We start from the raw sequence: 20,644 nt of genomic DNA, 5'->3' as shown, positions 1-20,644 counted from the left end.
ACCGTCACGAGTACTCCTTGCGCATGTGGTTCAAGAGCGTCCTGCTGTCGTACGAGGAGGTCGCCAGCGCCATCCGGGAGTGGGCCTCCAGATGGGCGACGACGTCCTCGCGCTGGTCCAGGTAGACGGCGGCGGACAGCAGTTCGCTGTAGACGATGTCGGGCAGCTCCGGCTCCTCGAACCGGAAGTACGTGAACGGCGCGCACGCCCCTGCGTGGGCGCCCGCGCCGAACGGCACGATGTCGACGCTGACGTGCGGGAGTTCGGACATGTCGAGGATCCGCTCGATCTGCTCCCGCATCACGTCGGGGCCGCCCACCATCCGGTGCAGGACGGCCTCCTCCATGACCACCCACAGCGTGGGGGCGTCCTCCCGCTCCAGCAGGCTCTGGCGGCGCAGGCGCAGCTCCACGCGGCGGGCGACCTCCTCGTCGCTGCCGTTCGGCAGGCCGGCGCGGAGCACCGCGTGGGCGTACCGGGGGGTCTGCAACAGGCCCGTCACGTACTGGGGTTCGTAGGTGCGCAGGGTCTTGGCGTCGGTCTCCAGGCTCACGTAGGCGGTGAACCAGCCGGGCACGGCGTCGCGGTAGGAGTGCCACCAGCCCGGCGCGTTGGCCCGCTCGGCCAGCTCGACGAACTCCTCCGTCTCCTGGCGGTCCGCGCCGTAGGTCTCCAGCAGCTTCTCCACGTAGAGAGGCTTCAGCGCGACCTCGGCCTTCTCCAGGCGGCGGATCGTCAGGGGCTTCACGCGCAGGGCTCGCGCCGCGTCCTCCAGTGAGGCGCCGACGCCCAGGCGCATGTCCCGCAGCCGCCGGCCGAGGATCATCCGCAGGACCGTCGGCGCACTGGTGCCGGAACGGGCTTCGCTCACGCCCAGCCTTCCTGAGGGGACATCAACATCACCATTCTCGCAGTGACTTGATGATGACGCCAGGTCGACAACCACTCCCCTGAAATTATCAGGGAGTCGGTTGCAGGGTGCGTGCGTCACGCGCATAGTTGTCGCGTGAGCGGTCACGTCAGCACTGCCGCGCACCGCTCGCGCCGCAGTTCGTACCCCCACACCGCGGCCGCCCGGCGGCCGCCCTGGAAGGCGACCTTCGTGACTCTGTCCCGGCCCAGCACACCGGCCCCGACCCCGGTGTCGGAGACGACCGCGCCCCGCCGGGAGTACTGGTTCGGCCTGCCCGCGCTGCGCACCAGCGCACGATCCGCCCGCGACACCGTGCGGGACCGGCTGCGTGCCTGGCAGGTGCCGGGCGACACCTGTTGCGACGCGGTGCTGCTGGTCTCCGAACTGACGACGAACGCGGTCCTGCACACCGACAGCGGTCAGGTCGTCTGCGGTCTCACGCTCACCGGCGACGAGCGGCTGCTGCGGATCGAACTGCACGACGGCGGCCGCGTCCCGGTCCTGCCGCCCGAGCGCCCCGCGGGCCCCGGCGACGAGAACGGCCGCGGCCTGTTCCTCATCCAGCAGATCGCGGACCGCTGGGGCTCCGCGCGGTCGACGCGGGCCGAGGGCAAGGTGGTCTGGGCCGAGTTGACCTCCTGTCCCTGACCCCGACCCCGATCCCGACCTCGACGGCCTGTGTTCCGACCGGTACCGCGCGGCCCGGCCACGTCCAGGAGGCATTCATGCCCGCACACCCCGAACCCGAGCCGCCCGTCGTGCTGTACGTGTGCGCCGACCGGGCACCGGTCGGGCCGGGGGCGGCCGCGCAGTGCGCGCGGACCGAGGGGCAGGCGTTCGCGGAGGAACGCGGGCTGACGATCGCCGAGGTCGTCACCGACACGTACGGCGAACCGGATCCGGTGCTGCGGACCGGGTGGCGCCGGGTGCGCCAGCTCGTGCAGGGGGGCCGGGTCGCCGAGGTGCTGGTCCGCTGGCCCTGCGCCATCGCGCCGGAGTCGGCGCACGAACTCCGGCGCCGCGAGACCGTCTGGCTCCGCGACCACGGCGTGCGGCTCCGGTACACCTGGGCGCCGCTGTCGGCCGGCAGCGACGACGCCCGCTGACGGCCGGGGGCGGCGGCCCGCCGGGTCAGGGGCGGGCGCGGTGGACGCTGACGGCGTAGCCGCCCGCGTCGAAGGGGGCCGCGTCCCAGGTGGCGAACCGGTCGACGAGGTCGAGGCCGGCCGCGGCGCAGCAGGCGTCGTACTCCTCCAGCGTGAGGCTGGGCGGCACCGGCAGATGCGCCGCGTCCAGGCCGAAGCCCGCGACGAGGAGACCGCCCGGGCGCAGCGCCCCGGCCAGCCGCTCGACGACGACGGGCTCGGTGCCGGGGGTGAGCAGCGCCATGACGTTCCCGGCGGCGACCACGAGGTCGAAGTCCGCGGCGATGCCCAGCCGCGCCGGGTCGAACGCGGCGAGATCGGTCCGGAACCAGGGCAGCCGGGGCGCCCGGGCCCGCGCCACGTCCAGCATCGAGTCGTCGAGGTCGACGCCCACGCAGTCGTGGCCGAGTTCGGCCAGCCGGATCATGACCCGTCCGGTGCCGCAGCCCGCGTCGAGGACGCGGGCGCCCGCGGGCACCAGCGCCGAACAGAACGCGGCCTCGCCGTGCATGTCCTCACCGGCGCGGGCGAGCGCCTCGAAGCGGGCGGCGTAGGCGTCGCCGGACGTCCCGCCGGTCAGGTCCTGCCAGCGGCTCACTTCTTCAGCTCGATCTCGACGAAGGAGAGCGGCGCGTCGCCCGCGTTGACGACCTCGTGCTCGGCGCCGGCCGCGCGGGCGTAGGACTCGCCGGCCCGCAGCGTCGAGGGGGTGACGGTGCCGTCGGCGCCGATCACGTCGGTCCGCCCGTCGGTGACGGGCACGACGACGTAGTCGTACGCGTGGACGTGGCGGCCGGTGCTCTGCCCCTGCTCGAAGTCCCAGCGGGTGACGCGGACGCGCGCGTCCTCGTGCTGCACGGTGGCGCGGGCGGTGGTGCTCATGGTGCTTCTCCTCGGTGCGGTCGGGCGGGGGCCCCGGATCCGCAGGCTAGTGGACGGACCCCCCGGCCCGGCCGACCCCCTGACCTGCCCGGCCGGGTGTCCGGCCTCTACCATCGGCCCTGCTCGGGCGTCTTCCGGCGTCGATGTCGGGCAGTCCAGGAGAGGAACGACCCATGCGTGCTCGGAACATAGGCGCGGCCGCCGCGACGGCCCTGGCCCTGGTGGCCGCCCGCGACCTCGTGCAGAAGAAGCACGCCCTGCTGAGAAACTTCCCGGTGGTCGGGCACGCCCGCTACCTGCTGGAGACGATCGGCCCCGAACTGCGCCAGTACGTCGTGACGTCGAACGACGAGGAGCGGCCGTTCAGCCGCGACCAGCGCAGCTGGATCTACGCGTCGGCGAAGGAGGAGAACAACTACTTCGGGTTCGGCACCGACAACGACGTCGAGCACGTGCAGGGGCACGCGTACGTGAAGCAGCGCACGTTCGCCGGGCCGCTGCCCGACGTGCACGACCCGCAGGCGCCGCTGCCCTCCGCCAAGGTGCTGGGCGGTCCGCGCGGACGCGCCAAGGCGTTCCGTCCGGCGAGCATCGTCAACATCTCGGCGATGAGCTTCGGGTCGCTGTCCGGCGCGGCCGTCACCGCGCTCAACAAGGGCGCGGCGCTGGCCGGCACGATGCACAACACGGGTGAGGGCGGGCTGTCGCCGTACCACCGCAACGGCGGCGATCTCGTGCTCCAGATCGGCACGTCGTACTTCGGCTGCCGTGACGAGGACGGCGCCTTCAGCCTCGACAGGCTGAAGGCGGTCGTGGCGAGCGCCCCGGTCAGGGCCCTGGAGATCAAGCTGTCGCAGGGCGCCAAGCCGGGCCTCGGCGGCATGCTGCCGGGCGCGAAGGTGACCGAGGAGATCGCCGGGATCCGCGGCATCCCGGCCGGCCGGGACTGCGCGTCGCCGTCGCGGCACACCGCGTTCCACGATGTCGACTCGATGCTCGACTTCGTGGAGCTGCTGGCCGCCGAGACCGGGCTGCCGGTCGGGATCAAGAGCGCGGTCGGCGAGATGGGTTTCTGGGAGGAGCTGGCCACCCTGATGGCGCGGGGCGACCGCGGGGTGGACTTCGTGACCGTCGACGGCGGCGAGGGCGGCACCGGCGCCGCCCCGCTGATCTTCAGCGACTCCGTGTCGCTGCCGTTCCGGATGGGGTTCTCGCGCGTCTACAGCGTGTTCGCCGAGCGGGGGCTGACCGACGACGTCACCTTCATCGGGTCGGGCAAGCTCGGGCTGCCGGAGAACGCCGCCGTCGCCTTCGCGCTCGGCGTCGACATGATCAACGTGGCGCGCGAGGCGATGCTGTCCATCGGCTGCATCCAGGCGCAGAAGTGCCACACCGACAAGTGCCCCACCGGGATCGCCACCCAGGCCCCGTGGCTGGTGCGCGGTGTCGACGCGCCGTCGAAGGCCAACCGGGCCGCGATGTATCTGCGCACCCTGCGGCGGGAGTTGCTGAAGGTGTCGGGGGCGGTCGGGGTGGCGCACCCGTCCCTGATCACGCCCGCCGACATCGACATCATGAACGGCGACTACGAGGCCCGTTCCCTCGCGAGCGTCTACGGCTATCAGGACGGCTGGGGCGAGCTCTCGCCGCGGCTCGCCGAGGAGATCACCGCGCTGCTCACCGACGGTCCGGTCACCGGTGGTCCGGCGGCGCCGCCCGGGGCGGGCGACTGACCTCCTGCTGGTTGGCACGTCGATGACGTGCTCTTGTTGGGACGTTTGCCTTCCCATTGCCCCGTCATGTGCGGCCCGCCTGATGAGCTGTCCGAGACATGACGGACGGGGGCCGGATGGCGATCGAACTGCCGGGGGAAGTGGTGTCGTTCCTCCAGTTCATCGGTGTGAACTGGCCGAACGTCGACGAGGACAGGGTCCGTGAGTTCGCCGCGCACGTGCGGGAGTTCGCGGAGAACGTCGACGACACGCACCAGGAGTCCACGGCGACCGTCAAGCGGCTCGGCGAGGCCTACCAGGGGGCGTCCTACGACGCGCTGCTGGCGAAGTGGGCGCAGTTGTCGAACAGTCACATGTCCGAGCTGGTCGGCGCCTGCCACACGGTCGCGACGGCGCTCGACGTCGCGGCCGATGTGATCGTGGCGATGAAGGCCGAGGCGATCGCGGAGCTGGTGGTGCTGGCCGCCACCTTCGTCGCCGACCAGGCGGCGGCGGTGGCGACCCTCGGCCTCGCCGAGGCGGCCGAGGTGCTGGTCGTCGAGGCCGCGGAGAAGCTGATGGACCTCCTCGAACAGCAGCTGGAGCAGTACATCGTCGGGCAGGTGATCGAGGCCGCCATGGATCCGCTGGTGGACGTGGTCGGCCGGGCCGTGTCCGGGCTGGTGTTCCAGTCGGCCGAGTCCGCGCTCGGCGTCTCCGCCGGGGGCGGCGGTGCGGTCGGCGAGGGCTTCTCGGTGCACCCCGAGCAGATGCACGCGCACGCCGAGCTGATGCGCGGCCACGCCGAGACGGTGGTCGCGCACGCGCAGGCGTTCCAAACGAAGCTCGCCGGGGTGACGTTCGAGTGAGCAACCAGATCGTCAAGGCCCTGGAGAGCGGGGCCCAGAAGATGGCGAAGGCCATCGGCGAGGACGCCGGGAAGGCCGTCAGGGACTTCTACCAGGACACAGGCAAGCGGCTGCGGAAGGTCGCCGACAACCACGTCGAGAACGACGCCAGGCACGCCGCCGAGCTGGAGAAGATCCTCAAGGGCGGCGGCAAGGAGGACCTCCCGGGCCCGCACCCCGGCGCGGCCGGGCGGGGTCCCGGCGGCGGTCACGGGGGCCGCGAGCAGGTGCGGGACCCGCGCGAGGCGGGCCGCCCGCCGGAGTCGGTGTGCCAGGGCGGCGAGCCGGTCGACATGGCGACGGGCCGCATGTTCATCGAGCAGCAGGACCTGTCCCTGCCCGGCTCCCTGGCGCTGCTGTTCACGCGCTCGTACGAGTCCGGGTACCGGGCCGGGCGCTGGATGGGCCCGCACTGGGTGTGCACCTTCGACGAGCGGCTGGAGACCGACGCCGAGGGGGTCGTGCATCTCGGCGCGGACCGGGTCGCGCAGGCGTATCCGCACCCGGAGGGCGACGAGGCGGTGCAGGCGTCGGCCGGTGCCCGGCTGGACCTGCGGGCGGGCGACCACGACGGCGAGTACACCCTGACCGACGTCGTCTCGGGCCTGGTCCGGGAGTTCGGCGCCGGCCCCGACGCCGGGACCGCGCTGCTGACCGGGATCCGCGACCGGGCCGGTCACCGGGTCGACTTCGGCTACGCGGCGGACGGCGCCCCGCTGAGCATGACGCACTCGGGCGGCTATCGCGTCCTGGTCGACACCGACGCGGGCCGGATCACCGCGCTGCGGCTGGCCGGTGCAGGGGCGGGCGGCGACAGCGCGCTGCTGAAGAGCTACGACTATGTGGGCGGCCATCTCAGCGGGGTGTACGACTCCTCGGGGCGCCCGCTGCGCTTCACCAACGACGAGCAGGGCCGGATCGTCGCGTGGACCGACCGCAACAACACCCGCTACCGGTACGTGTACGACGAGCGGGACCGGGTCGTCACGGAGGGCGGCGCCGACGGCTCGCTGGCCTTCCGCTTCGACTACGGCGAGCCCGATCCGGCCACCGGCCTGAAGGTGCACAGCGAGACCGACGCGCTCGGCCGCACCACCCGCTACCACGTCAACGAGCACGCGCAGATCGTCGCGCAGACCGATCCGCTCGGGAACACCACCCGCTTCGAGCGCGACGCCTACGACCGGCTGGTGTCGCGGACGGACCCGCTCGGGCGCACCACCCGGTACGAGTACGGCGACGCGGGGGCGCTGATCGGGGTGGTCCGGCCCGACGGACAGCGGTCCACGGCCGCGTACTTCAGCGACGCGGGCGGTCCGACGCTGCTGACCCGGCCGGGCGGGCGGACCTGGCACCAGACCTACGACGGGGCGGGGCGGCGCACCTCGGTCACCGACCCGACCGGGGCGACCACCCGCTACGCCTACGACGAGGCCGGGCACCTCGCCGCCGTGACGGACGCCCTCGGCCACGCCACCCGGATCCGCTGCAACCGGGCCGGGCTGCCCGTCGAGTTCACCGACCGGGCCGGGGCGACCAGCCGTTACGAGCGCGACGCCTTCGGCCGGGTCGTCGCCGTCACCGACCAGCTGGGCGGCGTCACCCGGCTGTCCTGGACCGTCGAGGGCAGGCTGACGTCGTACGCGGCGCCCGACGGCACCACCGAGAGCTGGACGTACGACGACGAGGGCAACGTCCTCGCGCACACCGACCGGATCGGCCAGGTCACGCGGTTCGCGTACACGCCGTTCGAGACGCTCGCCGAGCGCGTCGACCCGGACGGCACCCGGCTGACGTTCGCCTACGACGCGCACATGCAGCTGGTCTCCGTCACCGACGCGCTCGGGCGGGCGTGGACGTACACGTACGACGCCGCGGGACAGCTGGTCGCCGAGACCGACTTCGACGGCCGCAGCGTCGGCTACCAGCTGGACGCCGCCGGGCAGCTCGTCGCCCGGACCAACCCGCTGGGCCAGCGCATCCAGTACACGTACGACGTCGTCGGGCAGTTGACGGCCAAGACGGCCGACGGCGCGGTGACCACCTACGCCTACGACGAGGCCGGCCATCTGGTCCGCGCCACCGGCCCCGACACGGACCTCGTGCGCACCGTCGACGCGCTGGGCAACCTGCTCGACGAGACGGTCGACGGGCAGACGCTCCGCCACACGCTCGACGCGGTCGGCCGGCGCACCGGGCGGACGACCCCGCGCGGCCACACCAGCGCGTGGACGTACGACGCGGCGGGCCGGCGCACCTCGCTGACGACGCCCGGCGGGCGGATCGACTTCGCCTACGACGCGGCGGGCCACGAGAGCGAGCGCACCATCGGCGGGCGGCTCACCCTGTCCAGCGCCCGGGACGCCGAGCACCGGCTGACCGGCCAGATCCTGCGCTCCGGTGGGTCGGTGCTGCAACGCCGTGACTACCACTACCGCGACGACGGGTCCGTGACCGGGATCGAGGACCGGCTGGCCGGTCCCCGCACCTTCGATCTCGACGGCGCGGGCCGGGTCACCGCCGTGCACGCCGACTGGACGGAGCGCTACGCCTACGACCCGGTCGGCAACCTCACGGACGCCGTCTGGCCCGCCGCCGGCGCGCCCGAGGCGGAGGCCGCGCTCGGGGCACGCACCCTCACCGGCGGCCGGCTCGACGCCGCGGGCCGGGTGCGCTACGAGTACGACGGCGCGGGCCGCACGGTCCTGCGCCAGATCACCCGGCTGTCGCGGAAGCCCGCCACGTGGCGCTACACCTGGGACGCCGAGGACCGCCTCACCGGGGTGACCACGCCGGACGGCATCCGCTGGCGCTACCGCTACGACCCGTTCGGCCGCCGGACCGCCAAGGAGCGGCTCGGCGCGGACGGTGTCACCGTCGCGGAGCGCACGGACTTCACCTGGGACGGGTCGACCCTCGTCGAGCAGACCGTGCACGCGCCGTCGCTCCCCGGCCCGTACACGATGACCTGGGACCACCGGGGCCTGCACCCGCTCGCCCAGTCGGAGACCATCACCACCCCGGCGGGCGCCGACACCCCGCAGGAGCAGATCGACCGGCGGTTCTTCGCGATCGTCACCGACCTCGTCGGCACCCCGACCGAACTGGTCGACCCGGCCACCGACACCATCGCCTGGCGGGCGGTCCGCACGCTGTGGGGCAGCACCACGTGGGCCGCCGGCGGCACGACGTACACGCCGCTGCGCTTTCCCGGCCAGTACTTCGACCCGGAGACCCGGCTCCACTACAACCTCAACCGGTACTACGACCCCGAGACGGCCCGCTACACCACGCCCGACCCGCTCGGTCTCGGCCCCGGGCCCAACCCCGACGCCTACGTGCACAATCCGCACACCTGGTGCGACCCGCTCGGCCTGATGCCGGACCCGTCCGACGCCCTCAAGAAGGAGCTGATGGCCAAGGGCAAGCAGCGGGCGCAGGAGGTCGCGGCGGCGACCGGCGACGACGATCTGCCGCCGGGCGCCTACTCGGTGGGCAAGGACCGCACCACCGGTAGGGTCTACTACGGCGAGAGCGGCCCGGAGACCGGACACCACCAGTCCGTGAGCGAGGCCCTGCCCGCCGAGTCCCAGCGGGCGGACGGGCGGCCGCCCGGGGTGTGCGGTGAACCGCGTATGTTCACCAACGCGATCAAGGACGGCGCGGATCCCAAGAACATCGATCTGGTGACCGTCAACACGAAGGGCAAGAAGTTCAAGATGTGCGAGAACTGCTCGACCTGGGTTCCCGACTTCGCGGGAGAGGTGCTGACGGGATGACGGACACCAGGGAGCACCCGGCGCTCCGACAGCTGCGGGACGACCTGGCGGGGACCGCGTCCCTCACCCTGCACGCGCTGGACGTCGAGGAGGCGTGCGCGCGGTACGCCGAGGACGGCTACGAGGTCACCCCCGGGCTCCGCGCCTTCCTGGAGCGGTACGGCGAGATCACCGTGACCTGGCGGTGGCGGCAGCGGGAGCAGGTCCTGACGACGGCGGTGGAGCCGACGCTGGAGTCCACCCACGCCACGCCCCGGGCCGTGCGGGTCCTCGGCAAGCGGCTCGGCTTCCCGGTCCTGCTGGTCGGCACCGTGTTCTCCACCGAGGAGGCGGTCCTGGTCGCGGAGAACGGCGAGGTCCTGTTCTACGGCGACGCCGGGTTCCAGCGCGTCGGCGCCGGCTTCGAGGACGCGGTCCGCGCGCTGGTCGCGGGCGACTGGGACAAGACCTTCTTCTGAGCCCTTCTGAGCCCTTCCGAGCCATAGGGGCGGGCGCCGCCGGGGCGTTCACTCCCCCGCGGGCACGTGCCCGAGCAGGTGCAGTTCCTCGGTGTCCAGGCGGCCCTGGATGCGGCGCAGCACCGTGTCGTCGATGTCGCCCGTGTCCCGCAGCCGGACGACGACGGACCGGCGTTCGGCGAGGAGGGCGAGGCTGAGGGCGGTGTGGTCGTCGGTGAGGCGGCGCGGGTGCAGGGCGCGCTCCTCGGGGTCGTCGGGGACGGTGGCGCAGCGCTGGGCGACCGTGTCGGCCTGCAACCGGTGCGAGCGCTCGATCGCCTCGCGGATGGCGGGCGCCGTCTCCAGGCGGCCGGCCAGGTCGGGCAGCGCGGCGAGCGCGGACTCCAGGGCGGCGGACTCGGCGAGCCATTCCTCGCGGGCGACGGAGCGGTCGTTCGGGATGCGCGCCCAGCGCACCACCACCGGCAGGACGAGCGCCTGCGCCATCGTCACGACGATGACGACGCCGGTGACGAAGACGATGAGCTGCCGGGAGGGGAAGGCGGATCCGTCGTCGAGGCGGGCGGGGACGCCGAGCACGGCGGCCAGCGAGATCGCCCCGCGGAACCCGGACAGGGCGCTCACCGTCAGGCGGCGGCCGGAGTACGTGGTGCCGGAGGCGCGAGCGGTGCCCCGGCGGGCGATCCGGAAGAAGCCGGCGACCCCGAAGTAGTAGGCGAAGCGCACGGCGACGATGGTTCCGGCGACGGCGAGCCCGGTGCCGATCGCGCGCGGGATCTCGTCATCGCCCATGGTGCGCAGGGAGAAGTCGAGCTCGACGCCGATGAGGACGAACAGGGAGCCGTTGAGGAGGTAGGTGGCGACCTGCCAGAAGTTCTGCGCCTGGACCCGGACCTCGGCGCGCACGGTGCGCGGACCGCTCTGGCTGAGCATGAGCCCGCACACCACGACGGCGACCACGCCCGAGGCGTCGATCCGCTCGGCGACGAGGTAGCCGGAGAACGGGGCGAGCAGCAACAGCACCTGGCCGCGCAGCGCGTCGGCCTGCGCCATGCGGGCGCGGAACCACTGCACGACCGTGCCGGCGGCGAGGCCGATCAGCGCGCCGCCGCCGTAGCCGAGGACGAACAGCCAGCCGACGTGCGGGACGGTGACGTCCTCGGTGCCGACGGTGACGCCGACGGCGATGCCGTAGACGACCAGTGCCGTGCCGTCGTTGAGCAGGCTCTCGGCGCGCAGCAGGGTGATGTCCCGGCGCGGCAGCAGCCGGGCCACGACGTTGACGGCCGTCGCGTCGGTGGGGGCGACGGCCGCGCCCAGCACCCAGGCGGGTCCCCAGCCGATGCCGAGCGCGTGCGCGACGCAGGCCACCGACGCGGCCGAGGCGATGACCAGCACGGTGGCGGCGAGGGCGACGTCGGTGAGGTGGCGGCGGATCTCGCGCAGGGAGGTGTTGAGGCTCTCCCAGGCCAGCAGCACGGGCAGGAACAGCAGCAGCACCACCTCGGAGGGCAGTTCCACCTCCCGCAGCGCGGGGATCAGGCCGATGAGCACGCCCATGACCATGAGCACCACCGGCGGTGCGATGCGCAGTCGGTCACCGAGCGCGGAGCCGACCAGTACGGCGATCCCCAACAGCACGACCAGTTCCAGACCGAGCACGCGTTCCTCCCTCAGGCACGGCACCGACACGGTGCTGCCCCAACTGTGCCGTGTGCCCGGGCGGAAGACCGCGCCGGTGTGCCGGTGTCGGGTCAGCCGGGGGTGTTCGGCGTCGCCGAGGGGGCGCCCCGGTCCGCGTCGGCCGGGGCCGACGGTGACGGCACCGCGGTCGACGGCGGCGGCGAGGCGGACGGTGTCGGCGGCGTGGGGCGGGGTGTGGGCCGGCCGTCGGGCGCGGCCGGCGGGGCGGGCACGCGGTGCGGCTCCGGGTCCGGGGCCAGGGCGGACCAGCCGGCGACGAGGGCCGCGGCGGCGGCGAGCCCGGCGAGCGGCAGCGCGATCCGGCGCCGGACGTGGTGGAGCAGGGGCGGCCGGCGCGGGTGGGGTCCGGGCGGGGCGGCCGGGCGCAACGCCCGGACGGTGACGGCGTCGGCGCGGGCGGCGAGCGCGTCGTGCAGGCGGCGTTCGGTCGGCCGGGCGGGCCGTCCGGCGGGGTCCGGCCATGGGGGGCGGGGCGGTCGGGGCGTCATATCCGGCCCTCCAGGATCTTTTCGAGTGCGTCCAGCGCGCGGCTGGCGTTCGACTTCACCGCGCCCCTGCTGATGCCGAGGGTGGTGGCGATCTCGGCCTCGCTGAGGTCGGCCCAGTAGCGCAGCACGAGGACCTCGCGGCGGCGCGGGGTGAGCCGGGCGAGCGCGGCGAGGACCTCGCGGTGCGCCTCGTCGAGGACGACGGATTCCTCGGCGGAGGGCGTCTCGCCGGCCGGCGGCGGGGTCCAGGCGCGGGCCGTGCGGCGCCGGCGCAGCACCGAACGGGCGGTGTTGACGACCGACGTCCGCAGGTAGCCGAGCGCGTTGTCGACCTCCGTGATCCGCTCGCCGTGGCGTCGGTAGAGCGCGGTGAACGCGTCCTGCACGACGTCCTCGGCGGTGGACAGGTCGTCCACGAGCAGCACCGCGAGCCGGACCATGCGCAGCCGGTGCGCGTGGTAGAGCTCGCTGATCGTGGGCGGCCGCTCGGGCCGTGCGGGCGGGTACGGGCGCGTGCCGCCGTACGCGGAGGTGTGCGGCGGCGTGTCCGGTCCCGGCGCCGTTTCGAGCGTGCCGCGGTCGTGGCGCAGCAGCCCGCGCAGCACCTCCCGCCACCCGGGGCGGCCCCGGCCGTGCGGGAGCGTGAACGGCCGGGGCCGGTGGGCGGGTTCGATGGCTGCGGGGCTGTGCACGGGGGTTCCTCGGGGCGGGTGTCAGCGGTGCGAGCGGCGGCGTGCGGCGAAGAGGGCACCCGCCCCGCCGGCGACGAGGACGGCGGCCCCGGCGCCCAGGGCGGTGGTGCCGGTCCGCGAGGCGCCGGTGTGGGCCAGCTCGTCCTGGGAGGGGGCGGGCGCGGGCGCCGCGGTGCCGCCGGGCGCCGCCGAGGGGGCTTCGCTCCCCGCCTTCCCCGGGGCGGCCGGCGCGGCCGAGGGCGCGTCGGACGGCGGCTCGCTGGCGGCCGGGGTCGGAGCGGCGGTGCCGGGGGCGGAGGGCACGGGGCTCGGCGTGGCGGTGGCGGCGGCCGTGGCAGCGGCCGTGGGGGCGGCCGACGCGTGGGCCGGGGCGGCGTGGGCGGCGGGCGTCGTGGCCAGGGCGGCCAGCAGGCCGGTGGCGATCAGGGCGCTGCGGACGGGGACGAGGTGGTTCACGGTCGTACTCCACATGTCGGGACGGGCAGACGGTCGGGGCCGTCGGGGGGACGGGGACGAGTCGGGAGGGTCGGGAGGGTCGGGACGGGGCGCCGGAGGGCGCCCTTCACCTCCACACGACGCGCGAGCCCGCCGCGGGTTGCCGCGCTCGGAGAGATTTCTTCGCCGGGAGCGCGGCGGGCGCCGGGGCCCCAGTCTGGCCATCGCGGACGGCGGGCCCGTAGGGTGGGCCCCGCAGCTGGTTCGCCCCGTCCGCCAGGCGGGATGCGTCGCAAGAGGGAACCCGGTGGGAATCCGGGACTGCCCCGCAGCGGTGAGTGGGAACGACCGCCGTCATACGCACTGGGCCCGAGGAACGGGACCTGGGAAGCGACGGCCAGTAGATGTCCTCCGTCCGGACGAACCGTACGGAGAACGCGCCCGCGAGTCCGAAGACCTGCCAACTGCCCGTGCGCGTACGACGCGTGCGCGGACATCCCGGTGACCTCGTGGGCGGGTCGGCGTGCATATCCGGCGGACGGCCGCGCGGCACAGCGCGGGGAGCCCCGCCGTTTCTGTCGCTCCTTCACGCGTTCGGGTCCTCGGGATCCCAGGGATACGTCTCTCGAAGGAGAACTCCGTGACCACGAGGACCGCAGCCGCGGCAGCACGGGCCACCGTGTACGGCTACCCCCGTCAGGGGAGCGACCGTGAACTGAAGAAGGCCGTCGAGGGGTACTGGAAGGGCCGGGTCACCGCCGACGCCCTGCGGGACACCGCCGCCGGGCTGCGCCGCGCCCGCCGCGCGGAGCTGGCGGCCGCCGGCATCGACGAGATCCCCACCGGCGACTTCTCGTACTACGACCACGTCCTGGACACCACGGTGATGGTCGGCGCGATCCCCGAGCGCCACCGGGCCGCCGTCGAGGCCGACGCCCTGGACGGCTACTTCGCGATGGCGCGCGGCACCCAGGACGTGGCGCCGCTGGAGATGACCAAGTGGTTCGACACGAACTACCACTACCTGGTGCCCGAGTTGGGACCGGACACGGTGTTCGGCGCCGACTCCGCCCGGCAGGTCGCCGAGTTCCGGGAGGCGTCCGCCGAGGGCCGCGCCGCCCGTCCGGTCCTGGTCGGCCCCGTCACGTACCTCCTGCTGGCGAAGCCCGCTCCGGGCGTCGCCGCCGGGTTCGACCCGCTGACCCTGCTGGACCGGCTGCTGCCGGTGTACGCCGAGGTCCTCGCCGACCTGCGGGCCGCCGGGGCGGACTGGGTGCAGCTCGACGAGCCCGCGCTGGTGCAGGACCGCACGCCGGCCGAACTGAACGCCGCGGAACGGGCCTACCGCGAGCTGGGTGGGGCGAGCGACCGGCCCCGGCTGCTGGTGGCCTCCTACTTCGACCGGCTCGGCGACGCCCTGCCGGTGCTGGCGAAGGCGCCCGTCGAGGGTCTCGCCCTCGACTTCACCGGCGCCGCGGCGGGCCAACTGGACGCGCTCGCCGCCGTCGGCGGGCTGCCGGGCAAGCGGCTGGTCGCCGGCGTGGTCGACGGCCGCAACATCTGGGTCAACGACCTGGAGAAGTCCCTCGCCACGCTCGGCACCCTGCTGGGGCTCGCCGACCGGGTGGACGTCGCCGCGTCCTGCTCGCTGCTGCACGTGCCGCTGGACACCGCCCTGGAGCGGGAGATCGACCCGCAGATCCTGCGCTGGCTCGCCTTCGCCCGCCAGAAGACGGCGGAGGTCGCCACGCTCGCCAGGGGGATCGCCCGCGGCACGGACGCGATCGCCGCGGAGCTGGCGGTGAACCGTGCGGCGCTCTCCTCCCGTGCCACCTCGCCCCTCACCCGTGACCCCGCGGTGCGGGCCCGCGCCGCCGCGGTCACCGGCGCGGACACCCGGCGCTCGCTGCCGTACCCCGAGCGGGCGGCGGCCCAGCGCGCCCGGCTGAAGCTGCCGCTGCTGCCGACGACCACCATCGGCTCGTTCCCGCAGACCGCCGAACTGCGCACGGCGCGCGCCGATGTGCGTGCGGGACGGATCGACACCGCGGGCTACGAGGAGCGCGTCAGGGACGAGATCCGCGAGGTCGTCGCCTTCCAGGAGAAGACCGGCATCGACGTCCTGGTGCACGGTGAGCCCGAACGGAACGACATGGTGCAGTACTTCGCGGAGCGGCTCACCGGCTTTCTGGCGACGCGGCACGGCTGGGTGCAGTCCTACGGCACCCGTTACGTCCGGCCGCCGGTCCTGGCCGGTGACATCTCCCGTCCCGAGCCGATGACGGTGCGCTGGACGTCGTACGCGCAGTCGCTGTCCGAGCGCCCCGTCAAGGGCATGCTGACCGGGCCGGTGACCATGCTCGCCTGGTCCTTCGTCCGCGACGACCAGCCGCTCGGCGACACCGCGCGCCAGGTCGCGCTCGCGCTGCGCGACGAGGTCCACGACCTGGAGGCGAGCGGCACCCCGGTCATCCAGGTCGACGAGCCCGCGCTGCGCGAGACGCTGCCGCTGCGGGCCGCCGGCCGCGCCGCCTACCTGGACTGGGCGACGGAGGCGTTCCGGCTGACCACCGCGGGCGTGCGGCCGGACACCCAGATCCACACGCACATGTGCTACGCCGAGTTCGGCGACATCGTGCAGGCGATCGACGACCTCGACGCCGACGTGATCAGCCTGGAGGCGGCGCGCTCGCACATGCAGGTCGCCGCGGAACTCGCCGCGCACGGCTACCCGCGCGAGGCCGGTCCCGGGGTGTACGACATCCACTCGCCGCGCGTGCCGAGCGCGCGGGAGGCGGCGGCCCTGCTGCGCAAGGGACTTGAGGCGATTCCGGCCGAGCGGCTGTGGGTCAATCCGGACTGCGGCCTGAAGACCCGCGGCTGGCCGGAGACCCGCTCGTCCCTGGAGAACCTGGTGTCGGCCGCGCGGACCGTGCGCGGGGAGCTCGGTCCGGCCTGATCCGGTGTCACCGGGCCGGGACCCGAACGGTGTCCCGGCCCGGTGACGACGCGCAGGTCGGAGCGGACATCCCGGGTCCCGCCCGGCCGGCCGCGCGCGTGCCGAATGCGGGCAGAATCGGCCGAGTTCGAGAAAAACTGCAGGTCAGTTGCGTTACCATGAGCGTCGCTCCACGATCGGCCGGACACCGGACACGCACCCCACGGTCCGAGGCAATCCGAGAGGACATGAACGGTGTACTGCCCCTTCTGCAGGCTCCCCGACAGCCGTGTCATCGACAGCCGGTCGACCGATGACGGCACATCGATCCGCCGCCGCCGGCAGTGCGCGCACTGCCAGCGCCGTTTCACCACGCTGGAGACGTACTCCCTGCTCGTGGTCAAGCGCAGCGGTGTGACCGAGCCGTTCAGCCGCACCAAGATCGTCAGCAGTGTCCGCAAGGCGTGCCAGGGGCGTCCCATCACGGAGGACATGCTCGACCGGCTCGGCCAGCAGGTGGAGGAGAACCTGCGGGCCGCGGGGAGCGCCCAATTGAGCACCCATGACGTGGGGCTCGCCGTTCTGGAGCCGCTCAGCGAGCTGGACCCGGTGGCCTACATGCGGTTCGCCTCCGTCTACCGCGCCTTCGAGTCCCTCAGCGACTTCGAGAACGCCATCGCGGAGCTGCGGGCCAAGTGCGGCCAGGCGGTGGACTGACCACCGCGGGGTGGTCAGTCCGTGGAGGGGTGGTCAGTCCGTGGCGGGCGCGGGCCGCTCGCCCGGCCCGTCCGGGTTCCGCAGCAGGTAGGTGTCCATGATCCAGCCGTGCCGCGCGCGGGCCTCGGAGCGCACCTGCCGGATGCGGTCGCGGACCTCGTCCAGGGGCCCGGCGATCAGCAGTTCGTCCGGGGTACCCAGGTAGGCGCCCCAGTAGATCCACCGGCCCGCGCCCTCGACCCGGGTGAACGACTCGCCGCCGTCGAGCATGACGACGACGTCCCCGTCGTCGTGCCGGTCGACCTCGGGCAGCCGGCGGGCCGGGGTGATGTGCACGGGGCGGCCGACCTGGTTGAGGGGGATGCGGTGGCGCGCGGCGAGCGTGGACACGCTGGTGATGCCGGGGATCACCTCGACGGCCGCGTCGACCCGGCCGCGGGTCCCGATGTCGGCGAGGATGCCGAGGGTGCTGTCGTAGAGCGACGGGTCGCCCCACACGAGGAACGCTCCGGTCCCGCCGGGCTCCAGCTCGTCCAGCATCAGCCGCTCGAAGAGGTCGCCGCGCCGGGCGCGCCAGTCCTCGATGGTGGACGTGTAGGCGGAGCGGTCCATGGGACGGCGGTTGCGGCTCGGGTCCTCGACCTCCACCACGCGGTACGGGGCCTCGGCGTGCTCCTCCAGCATCTGGTGGCGCAGGTCCGTGAGCGCGGACTTGTCGGCCCCCTTGCCGACGACGAAGAAGACGTCGGCGCGCCGGATGGCCTTCACGGCCTGGAGGGTCAGGTGGTCGGGGTCGCCGGCGCCGATCCCGATGACGAGGATGGTGCGCTGCCGTGTGTCCGACGCGTCCGGCGTCTCCAGTGTGTCCGACGTGTGCGGCGTGTCCGCTGTGTGCGCGTCGTCCTGCGTGTGCGCGTGCTGCGTGCCCGTGTTCTGCGTGCCCATGACGACAGTCTCGCAGTACCCGGCGGCCGTCTCCGTGCGGGCCCCTGAGTGGGGGCAGGTCGGGCGTGGCGGGGAGGTCCGTGGCGGGCGGGGGCCGGTACGGGCCGGGTGCTAGGTTCGCCACGCCGCGGGGACCGGCGCCCGCCGGGGGCTCCCCGACCTCCTCCGCCGAACTCCCCTGGACTCCCTTGGACTCCCCTGGACTCTCCCGGGGTGGCTCTCCCGCACTCCCCCGAAGGCTCTCCTGAAGGCTCACCCGGAAAGAAGGAACGCGTCGTGACCCGCCGTGTCTGGTTCGTCCCGCCCGCCCTGAACGCCTCGCTGCGGCAGGCCCGGTTCGACGACGGGGCCGCGCTGGATCCCGCCGGCCGGGCGGCCGCCCGCGCGGCGGCGCCCGCACTGCCCGCGCCCGCGCGTGCCGTGGCATCCGGGAGCCCGCGCTGCCGGGAGACGGCCGCGCTGCTGGGGCTCGGCGCGCCGTCGACGCCGGAGGCGCTGGCCGCGCCGGACACGGGGAGCTGGCGCGGCCGGACCCTGGCCGAGGTGAGCGGGTCGTCGCCGGAGGAGGTGGGCCGCTGGCTCGGCGATCCCGCGTTCCGGGCCGGCGGCGGGGAGTCGGTGGCGGACGTGTGCGCGCGGGTGGCCGGCTGGCTGGACGCGCTCGACGCACCCGGGGTTCCCGGCGCGCCCGGCGGGAGTGCGGCGGGGGCGGACGCCGGGCTCGTGATCGGGGTGGTGGAGCCCGAGCTGGTGCGCGCGGCCGTGGTGCACGCCCTGGGCGCGCCGCTGTCGGCGTACTGGCGCTGCGACGTGGCGCCGCTGACGGTCACCGAGCTGAGCGGGCGCGCGGGCCGGTGGAACGTGCGCTGCGGACGGCCGCTGACGGCGCCCGGCTCCGCCACCGGCGCGGACTCCCAGGAGGCGTCGTCCCGGTAGCGGCGCAGCGCCCTGGCGAGGGCGCACCGCGGGCAGCCGGGATCGGGGGGCGGCCCGCGCCCGGGGTATGGCGCAGGTGGTCCCGATGCAGTCGCCCGCAGTGCTTCCAGGTCCGCCAGCGGGCGCGCGGTCCGCTTGGCCTGCCGGGCCAGGACGCGGACCCGTGCGCTCCGGCCGCCGATCCGCCGTCCGCTCGCGACGAGCCGGCCGTACTCCTCGACGGTGACGGCGATCGCCTCGCGACCGTCGAGCACGATGTGCCGTGGTCGAGCACGATGTGCCCGTGGTCGAGCACGATGTGCCCGCGGTCGTGGCGCTCCGCTCCTTCGGCTCCTCGCTCCGTGCGCCGGACCCGCGGGGCCCCGGTTCGACGCGAGAGGGCCCGCGGATGGTTCCGCGGGCCCTCTGCTCAGGTTCGATCCGGCTGCGCGAACGGCCTGTTCAGTTCGCCGCGGGTACCGCCCGGCGGACCGGGGCGGGCCCGGGGTTGAGCAGCCGTTCGGCCAACTCGCCGAAGAGCAGCCCGAATCCGGTCCACAGCGTGATCTGGATGGCCAGCGTGGAGACCCGGAAGCGCCAGAGCACCGAGGCCGGGAAGTGTTCGGGCACCTCGTTGATCGCGGGCAGGAACTGGAAGGCCAGTGCGATGACGACGGCGAAGGCGAGGACGGCGGTCACGGTGGCCCACCAGGTGCCCAGGCGCGGCGCGAGTCGCTTGCCGAGGATGGTCGCCGCGACCGCGAGGAGGATGCTGAGCACCATCATGAGGAAGTACAGGGTGGTCCGTTTGCCGATGGTGTCGTGGTTGCCGACGGCGGGCGGATTGGCCGGGTACTTCAGGAACGGGACGAGGTAGACGGCGACCAGCGCACAGCCCGACAGCAGCAGGGCGGTCGCGCGGGGGCCGAAGCGTCCCACCCGGCCGAGCGCGAAGCAGAAGGCGAGTGCGGCGATGCCGCCGAAGGCGACGCCGTAGACGAGGACCCCGGTGGCGAGTCCGGCCGTCGATTGCAGGCTGCGGGAGACGAGTTCGACCTCGTCGCCGTGCGCGTGCCCGGCGTGGGCCTCCTCGAAGCCGATCGCCTTGTCGACGAGCGGCTCACCGAGCCAGTAGGAGATGACCAGGGCGAGCACGCCGGCGGCGAGGCCGGCGAGCATGCCCCGGACGAGCAGGTTTCGTACGGTGGTCGAGTTCATGGGAGCGCGACGTTCCTCCGCCTTCTCAGTGGCAGGGGAAGCCGAGCAGGTGACGGGCGTCGTGCACCCATTCGTGGACACCCGCCCCGCTGAACACGGAGGTGGCGCCCTGTTCGGCGCCGACGAAGTACAGCAGGACCAACATCAGGACGCCGAAGAACGCCGCCCAGGGGGCGATGGCCTTCAGCGGCAGCTTGGCCGGTATGGCGGGGGTGGTGGCGGTCGGCTGGGCGACATGCTGCGCCATGGCTGGGCCTCCTTCGGGAGTTCGCGTCCCGTCTCGGTGGTGCACATGGACGACCGTCACGGGTCTGACTCAGCGGGCGCGCGAGGCGTCCGTATCACAGTGGCGCGACCGTGCCGGATTCTCACCGGCTTCCGTCGACCGTCGTCGATAACGCCCTGACATTACCTTCTGTCGCGTTCATGGCCAAGACCACCCGGCTCCGGGCCGCGCTCCCGGGCGCCTCCGGACCCGGCCCGCCCCGGCCGCCGCTCCCGCCAGGATCCCTTCCGGCCAAATTCGGCCGTCGAGCTGGCCGAAAAGAGCCCTTCACGGCGGACGGGCGGGCTCCGCTACACCCCATACCCCCTAGAGGTATGAGCCCACCCTCTCACCGCCCCTCGCCACCCACTTTTGTCAACGCGCTGTCAAAACCGGCGCATTGAGGCTGGTGGCGCCGTCGGGCCGGGCCCCGGGCACCCTCTCCGCGCGCGCCCCGGCGGCCCGTCCCCCCGCCCCCAAAGGCCGCTGTGGGCGCGGAATCTGAGGGGGGATCACGGTGATAGCATCCC

General features: G+C 73.9%; 19 protein-coding genes and 2 riboswitches. Of the genes, 9 read left to right on the top strand and 10 right to left on the bottom strand.

Annotation, left to right across the window (positions count from 1 at the left end):
* Positions 1-4: 4 nt before the first annotated feature.
* The gene (locus ACIP5K_RS15325) at positions 5-871 is read right to left on the bottom strand and encodes a helix-turn-helix domain-containing protein (protein ID WP_401409599.1); all 867 of its coding nucleotides are present in this window, start codon (positions 869-871) and stop codon (positions 5-7) included.
* 135 nt (positions 872-1,006) lie between these two features.
* On the opposite strand from ACIP5K_RS15325, the gene ACIP5K_RS15320 reads away from it, so the two are divergent.
* Both ACIP5K_RS15320 and ACIP5K_RS15315 read left to right on the top strand, forming a co-directional pair.
* On the top strand, positions 1,007-1,561 hold the full coding sequence (locus ACIP5K_RS15320; protein ID WP_401409598.1) for an ATP-binding protein: 555 nt from the start codon (positions 1,007-1,009) through the stop codon (positions 1,559-1,561).
* Positions 1,562-1,638: 77 nt separating this feature from the next.
* Positions 1,639-2,019 (top strand): hypothetical protein, encoded by a 381-nt coding sequence (locus ACIP5K_RS15315; protein ID WP_401409596.1) that lies wholly within the window; start codon positions 1,639-1,641, stop codon positions 2,017-2,019.
* A 25-nt stretch (positions 2,020-2,044) separates the two neighbouring features.
* On the opposite strand, the gene ACIP5K_RS15310 is transcribed toward ACIP5K_RS15315, so the two are convergent.
* Both ACIP5K_RS15310 and ACIP5K_RS15305 read right to left on the bottom strand, forming a co-directional pair.
* Positions 2,045-2,656 carry a class I SAM-dependent methyltransferase gene (locus ACIP5K_RS15310; RefSeq protein WP_401409594.1) on the bottom strand — a complete coding sequence of 204 codons (612 nt, stop codon included), beginning with the start codon at positions 2,654-2,656 and terminating at the stop codon, positions 2,045-2,047.
* Positions 2,653-2,940, bottom strand: coding sequence for a cupin domain-containing protein (locus tag ACIP5K_RS15305; protein WP_401409593.1), 288 nt, complete (start codon positions 2,938-2,940; stop codon positions 2,653-2,655). Before ACIP5K_RS15305 ends, ACIP5K_RS15310 begins: the two co-directional genes overlap by 4 nt.
* 173 nt (positions 2,941-3,113) lie before the next feature.
* Here ACIP5K_RS15305 and ACIP5K_RS15300 point away from each other — a divergent pair, with 173 nt between their 5' ends.
* From ACIP5K_RS15300 to ACIP5K_RS15285, 4 genes are all read left to right on the top strand, one after another.
* The gene (locus ACIP5K_RS15300; protein WP_401409591.1) at positions 3,114-4,673 is read left to right on the top strand and encodes an FMN-binding glutamate synthase family protein; all 1,560 of its coding nucleotides are present in this window, start codon (positions 3,114-3,116) and stop codon (positions 4,671-4,673) included.
* 98 nt (positions 4,674-4,771) lie between these two features.
* On the top strand, positions 4,772-5,521 hold the full coding sequence (locus tag ACIP5K_RS15295; protein WP_401409589.1) for a WXG100 family type VII secretion target: 750 nt from the start codon (positions 4,772-4,774) through the stop codon (positions 5,519-5,521).
* Positions 5,518-9,339 carry a DUF6531 domain-containing protein gene (locus tag ACIP5K_RS15290; protein WP_401409588.1) on the top strand — a complete coding sequence of 1,274 codons (3,822 nt, stop codon included), beginning with the start codon at positions 5,518-5,520 and terminating at the stop codon, positions 9,337-9,339. Before ACIP5K_RS15295 ends, ACIP5K_RS15290 begins: the two co-directional genes overlap by 4 nt.
* Positions 9,336-9,797: an SUKH-3 domain-containing protein gene (locus tag ACIP5K_RS15285; RefSeq protein WP_401409586.1), complete on the top strand. Its 462-nt coding sequence runs from the start codon at positions 9,336-9,338 to the stop codon at positions 9,795-9,797. The genes ACIP5K_RS15290 and ACIP5K_RS15285 overlap by 4 nt, the downstream gene beginning before the upstream one ends.
* 48 nt (positions 9,798-9,845) lie before the next feature.
* On the opposite strand, the gene ACIP5K_RS15280 is transcribed toward ACIP5K_RS15285, so the two are convergent.
* The 4 genes from ACIP5K_RS15280 to ACIP5K_RS15265 form a co-directional block, all read right to left on the bottom strand.
* Positions 9,846-11,459: a Na+/H+ antiporter gene (locus tag ACIP5K_RS15280; protein WP_401409584.1), complete on the bottom strand. Its 1,614-nt coding sequence runs from the start codon at positions 11,457-11,459 to the stop codon at positions 9,846-9,848.
* A 92-nt stretch (positions 11,460-11,551) separates the two neighbouring features.
* Positions 11,552-11,989, bottom strand: a complete 438-nt coding sequence (locus ACIP5K_RS15275) for a hypothetical protein (RefSeq protein WP_401409583.1) — start codon at positions 11,987-11,989, stop codon at positions 11,552-11,554.
* A complete protein-coding gene (locus ACIP5K_RS15270) occupies positions 11,986-12,681 on the bottom strand; it encodes an RNA polymerase sigma factor (RefSeq protein ID WP_401409581.1) in 696 nt (231 codons plus the stop codon). The genes ACIP5K_RS15275 and ACIP5K_RS15270 overlap by 4 nt, the downstream gene beginning before the upstream one ends.
* A gap of 21 nt (positions 12,682-12,702) precedes the next feature.
* A complete protein-coding gene (locus ACIP5K_RS15265) occupies positions 12,703-13,137 on the bottom strand; it encodes a sortase-dependent protein (protein ID WP_401409579.1) in 435 nt (144 codons plus the stop codon).
* Positions 13,138-13,359: 222 nt separating this feature from the next.
* Positions 13,360-13,596, top strand: a riboswitch (cobalamin riboswitch).
* Between the two features lie 160 nt (positions 13,597-13,756).
* Here ACIP5K_RS15265 and metE point away from each other — a divergent pair.
* Together metE and nrdR are read left to right on the top strand one after the other, a co-directional pair.
* Positions 13,757-16,075, top strand: a complete 2,319-nt coding sequence (metE, locus tag ACIP5K_RS15260; RefSeq protein WP_401409577.1) for a 5-methyltetrahydropteroyltriglutamate--homocysteine S-methyltransferase — start codon at positions 13,757-13,759, stop codon at positions 16,073-16,075.
* Between the two features lie 234 nt (positions 16,076-16,309).
* Complete coding sequence (nrdR, locus tag ACIP5K_RS15255) at positions 16,310-16,771, top strand: transcriptional regulator NrdR (protein WP_401409575.1); 462 nt, start codon at positions 16,310-16,312, stop codon at positions 16,769-16,771.
* A gap of 33 nt (positions 16,772-16,804) precedes the next feature.
* Here nrdR and cobF read toward each other — a convergent pair whose 3' ends face one another.
* On the bottom strand, positions 16,805-17,716 hold the full coding sequence (gene cobF / locus ACIP5K_RS15250; RefSeq protein ID WP_401409574.1) for a precorrin-6A synthase (deacetylating): 912 nt from the start codon (positions 17,714-17,716) through the stop codon (positions 16,805-16,807).
* Positions 17,717-17,992: 276 nt separating this feature from the next.
* On the opposite strand from cobF, the gene ACIP5K_RS15245 reads away from it, so the two are divergent.
* Positions 17,993-18,652 carry a histidine phosphatase family protein gene (locus tag ACIP5K_RS15245; protein WP_401409572.1) on the top strand — a complete coding sequence of 220 codons (660 nt, stop codon included), beginning with the start codon at positions 17,993-17,995 and terminating at the stop codon, positions 18,650-18,652.
* Positions 18,653-19,093: 441 nt separating this feature from the next.
* Here ACIP5K_RS15245 and ACIP5K_RS15240 read toward each other — a convergent pair whose 3' ends face one another.
* Positions 19,094-19,849, bottom strand: coding sequence for a CbtA family protein (locus ACIP5K_RS15240; RefSeq protein WP_401409570.1), 756 nt, complete (start codon positions 19,847-19,849; stop codon positions 19,094-19,096).
* Between the two features lie 25 nt (positions 19,850-19,874).
* Positions 19,875-20,096: a CbtB-domain containing protein gene (locus tag ACIP5K_RS15235; protein ID WP_401409568.1), complete on the bottom strand. Its 222-nt coding sequence runs from the start codon at positions 20,094-20,096 to the stop codon at positions 19,875-19,877.
* A gap of 62 nt (positions 20,097-20,158) precedes the next feature.
* Positions 20,159-20,229, bottom strand: a riboswitch (cobalamin riboswitch).
* Between the last annotated feature and the right edge of the window lie 415 nt (positions 20,230-20,644).

The organism is Streptomyces sp. NPDC088785, assembly GCF_044750685.1.
In the GTDB taxonomy this organism is placed as follows: domain Bacteria; phylum Actinomycetota; class Actinomycetes; order Streptomycetales; family Streptomycetaceae; genus Streptomyces.
This window is presented reverse-complemented; position numbering and strand designations above follow the sequence as displayed.

Bases quoted from the DNA above. Each gene is read 5' to 3' on its own strand.
- ACIP5K_RS15295 (WP_401409589.1), top strand. From the start codon at position 4,772: ATGACGGACGGGGGCCGGATGGCGATCGAACTGCCGGGGGAAGTGGTG.
- ACIP5K_RS15285 (WP_401409586.1), top strand. From the start codon at position 9,336: ATGACGGACACCAGGGAGCACCCGGCGCTCCGACAGCTGCGGGACGAC.
- cobF (WP_401409574.1), bottom strand. From the start codon at position 17,716: ATGGGCACGCAGAACACGGGCACGCAGCACGCGCACACGCAGGACGAC.
- ACIP5K_RS15315 (WP_401409596.1), top strand. From the start codon at position 1,639: ATGCCCGCACACCCCGAACCCGAGCCGCCCGTCGTGCTGTACGTGTGC.
- ACIP5K_RS15305 (WP_401409593.1), bottom strand. From the start codon at position 2,940: ATGAGCACCACCGCCCGCGCCACCGTGCAGCACGAGGACGCGCGCGTC.
- ACIP5K_RS15235 (WP_401409568.1), bottom strand. From the start codon at position 20,096: ATGGCGCAGCATGTCGCCCAGCCGACCGCCACCACCCCCGCCATACCG.
- ACIP5K_RS15300 (WP_401409591.1), top strand. From the start codon at position 3,114: ATGCGTGCTCGGAACATAGGCGCGGCCGCCGCGACGGCCCTGGCCCTG.
- ACIP5K_RS15240 (WP_401409570.1), bottom strand. From the start codon at position 19,849: ATGAACTCGACCACCGTACGAAACCTGCTCGTCCGGGGCATGCTCGCC.
- ACIP5K_RS15275 (WP_401409583.1), bottom strand. From the start codon at position 11,989: ATGACGCCCCGACCGCCCCGCCCCCCATGGCCGGACCCCGCCGGACGG.